Source organism: Sphaerochaeta sp. UBA5836 (assembly GCF_002432845.1).
Classification (GTDB): Bacteria; Spirochaetota; Spirochaetia; order Sphaerochaetales; family Sphaerochaetaceae; genus Sphaerochaeta.
The window spans coordinates 8,930-12,199 of record NZ_DJGW01000043.1 but is presented as its reverse complement, the minus strand read 5'-3'; the positions used below and the strand labels follow the sequence as shown (position 1 = coordinate 12,199).

4 protein-coding genes are annotated in these 3,270 nt (G+C 54.6%); 3 read left to right on the top strand and 1 reads right to left on the bottom strand.

Features of this window, described 5'->3' with window-relative positions; translation table 11 throughout:
- On the top strand, nt 1–444 hold a 444-nt coding region (locus B3F49_RS03415), incomplete at its 5' end, for an AraC family transcriptional regulator (RefSeq protein ID WP_293908967.1).
- Here the strand turns inward: B3F49_RS03415 and fucU are convergent.
- The gene (fucU, locus tag B3F49_RS03410; protein ID WP_293891752.1) at nt 445–870 is read right to left on the bottom strand and encodes an L-fucose mutarotase; all 426 of its coding nucleotides are present in this window, start codon (nt 868–870) and stop codon (nt 445–447) included.
- A 101-nt stretch (nt 871–971) separates the two neighbouring features.
- Here fucU and B3F49_RS03405 point away from each other — a divergent pair, with 101 nt between their 5' ends.
- Nucleotides 972–2,798 (top strand): L-fucose isomerase, encoded by a 1,827-nt coding sequence (locus B3F49_RS03405; protein WP_293908965.1) that lies wholly within the window; start codon nt 972–974, stop codon nt 2,796–2,798.
- Nucleotides 2,799–2,929: 131 nt separating this feature from the next.
- On the top strand, nt 2,930–3,270 hold a 341-nt coding region (locus B3F49_RS03400), incomplete at its 3' end, for a hypothetical protein (RefSeq protein ID WP_293908963.1).

Below are 3,270 nucleotides of genomic sequence, written 5' to 3'. Positions count from 1 at the left end.
GAAAAGCAGGATTACGGAAACGGTGCTTCTGCGATGGCCTACTCAAAGCTGTTGCAGCTGCTCATCCTGGTCAGCCGTTTCCACACCTCCCGCAAGGGAGGGGTGTTCCAGCCCGACCAGCGTTTGGAGCAGGTCATCGCATTCATGGAACAGAACATCGACAGAAGTCTTTCACTGGAGGAGTTGGTCGCCCATTCAAACATGAGCGCAAGCACGCTCAACCGGCAATTCAAGCTCTCCACCGGATGGTCGCCGGTAGACTTTCACATCCACCGGCGCATCGCGTTTGCTTCCACACTGCTGCTCACCACCAACCTCAGCATTGAGCGCATCAGTGAAAAAACAGGCTTTTCCGATGCCAATTACTTTGCCAGGCAGTTCAGGAACCACATGCAGATGAGCCCGAGGCAGTACAAACAGCTGTGGACCTCCCCAAGACCCTGATCAGACTACCACCCCTTTCTTGAGGATGATGTTGGCGTACAGCGCCGACTCACCGGTAGCCACGACCGCATAGGCCTTGCGGCTGCGTTCATAGAAGGCAAAGCGCTCCAAGTGACCAAAGCCTTTGAAGCCAGGATCGCCTTCTTTGGCTATCGCTTCATAGGAAGCCCAGATCGGGGTCTCCACGGCGTCACCTGCGACTTTTTCCATCAAAAATGCATTGGGGGCATAGCTGTCCAAGGGAAAAAGTTGAAGAATGGCCTTGAGAATCTCCTCAACGCCATGACCGTCGAGCCGAACAACACGGGAATTCATCGAAGCCGCCGGGAAATTGCCGTCCCCGATGACCAGCTCATCACCATGGCCCATCTCCATGAGGATTTTCAAAAGCTCGGGGCTCAGGATGGAAGGAATAGTTTTCAGCATTGGGTGCTCCTGTACAATTTGGATTGCAATTGCCACAATCGTGTGCGATACTACACATGATGTAAACGATTACATTCCTATCATATACCAAGGGGGACAATATGGCAAATATATCTGGAATGAAAAATGTGGGACCTGAAAGACGGTACGCTTCCGCACTTCCAAAAATCGGAATCAGACCGGTTATCGACGGAAGACAGAGAGGAGTCCGCGAATCGCTTGAGGTTCAGACCATGAACATGGCGAAGGCGGCTGCAAAGCTGATCAGCGACAACGTATTCCACGGAACCGGAGAACCTGTCGAATGCGTCATCGCCGACACCACCATCGGCCGCGTTCGGGAAAGTGCCGATTGCGCGGAGAAGTTTGCCAAGGAGGGAGTTGCAATAACCTTGACCGTCACCCCCTGCTGGTGCTATGGAACCGAGACGTTCGACATCGACCCGATGACGATCAAGGCTGTCTGGGGTTTCAACGGCACCGAGCGCCCTGGCGCCGTATACCTTGCTGCAGTCCTTGCAGCCCATACCCAGAAAGGCCTTCCCGCCTTCGGCATCTACGGTCGCGATGTACAGGACAACAGCGATACATCGATCCCCGATGATGTCTCGGAGAAAATTTTGCGCTTCGCCCGTGCAGCGCTCGCAGTGGCAACCATGAGAGGCAAGAGCTACTTGTCCATCGGCGGCATGGCAATGGGCATCGCCGGTTCCATCGTCGACCACGACCTGCTGCAGAGCTACTTGGGAATGAGAACCGAAGCCATCGACATGTGCGAAATTGAAAGACGCATCGCCGAAGAGATTTATGATCCTGAAGAGTATACGAGAGCCATTGCATGGGTTCGTGAAAACTGCATCCAGGCTGAGGACACCGTCAATACCCCTGAATTCCGCAGAAGCGAAGAGCAGCTGAAGAAGGATTGGGAGTACTGCACCAAAATGACCATGATCGGTCGCGACCTCATGATCGGCAACAAGAAGCTCGAGAAGCTGGGATTCAAGGAAGAGGCTCTCGGCCACAACGCCCTGCTTGCAGGCTTCCAAGGCCAGCGACAGTGGACCGACCACTGGCCGAACGGCGACTTCATGGAAACCATGCTCACCACCAGCTTCGACTGGAACGGAATTCGCGAGCCGTACATCATGGCCACCGAGAACGACCACCTCAACGGCATCAGCATGCTTTTCTGCAAGCTGTTGACCAACCGTGCGGCAATCTTCAGTGATGTGCGCACCTACTGGAGCCCCGAAGCCGTAGAGCGGGTGACCGGCTGGAAGCCCGAAGGCTTGGCCAAGGATGGATTCATCCACCTCATCAACAGCGGGGCCACCACCTTGGACGCTGCAGGACAGATGAAGAACCAGAAGGGCGAAAGCGAGATGAAGCACTACTGGGACATCACCGAGGAGGATGTAAAAAAGACCCTCGAAAATACCCGTTTCAGTGTTGCCAACTGCGGCTACTTCCGCGGTGGTGGTTTCAGCTCCACCTTCCTCAGCGAAGGCGGCATGCCCCTTACCATGGTTCGTGTCAATCTGGTAAAGGGAGTCGGCCCGGTTCTGCAACTTGCTGAAGGCTGGACTTGCGATGTTCCCGAGCATGTGTTCGACACCATCAACAAGCGAACCGACCAAACCTGGCCGACCACCTGGTTCGTACCCAGGACGGATGGCAAGGAAGGTCCGTTCAAGGACGTGTATTCGGTGATGGCGAACTGGGGAGCCAACCATGGCGCACTCAGCTACGGCCACTTCGGAGCCGATCTGATCACCCTCTGCTCGATGCTGCGCATTCCCGTATGCATGCACAACGTGAGCGAGGACCAGATATTCCGCCCCAGCGCCTGGTCGATGCTCGGCATGGACAAGGAGGGAGCAGACTTCCGCGCCTGCGCAACCTTCGGTCCCTTGTACGGCAAATATTAATTGAAGCGACGCTTTGGAATACAGGGTTGGCAATCACTGCCAACCCTGTTTTTTGAGCAACAGTCAAAATGCACCCCTTTCGGCTGTACAAGAGAGAAAACCAGGGTTATGCTACACAGCTGGAGAATTGTATGGAACCACTACGTACCGCCTGGAAAGACGACCTCAAGCGTCAAGGAAAAACCGAACAACAGATTGCCGCTGAAGTGCAGGCACAGCAGGCCAGCGCCTCGCAATTGGAAGCACACCTTGGGCGCGACGAAGCTGTACTTGTCTCCCTGTATCGCAGGGGAGCCAGGTTTGAGTTGATAAGCCAAAGAACGAGTCCAGCCCTTCATGCCAAGGTCTTTCTGCTGCTGATCATCCAATTTGCCATCAGTCGCATTCCTGCCCTCTTCGGCCTTTTTAATTCCGATGCATTCTTTCCCTATTTCCTTTTGAACCTCTCGTTTCTGGTCTTCCCCTTCATAGC

What these genes read in the sequence shown, in the direction of transcription:
- B3F49_RS03405 (WP_293908965.1), top strand. Translation starts at nt 972, where the DNA reads ATGGCAAATATATCTGGAATGAAAAATGTGGGACCTGAAAGACGGTAC.
- fucU (WP_293891752.1), bottom strand. Translation starts at nt 870, where the DNA reads ATGCTGAAAACTATTCCTTCCATCCTGAGCCCCGAGCTTTTGAAAATC.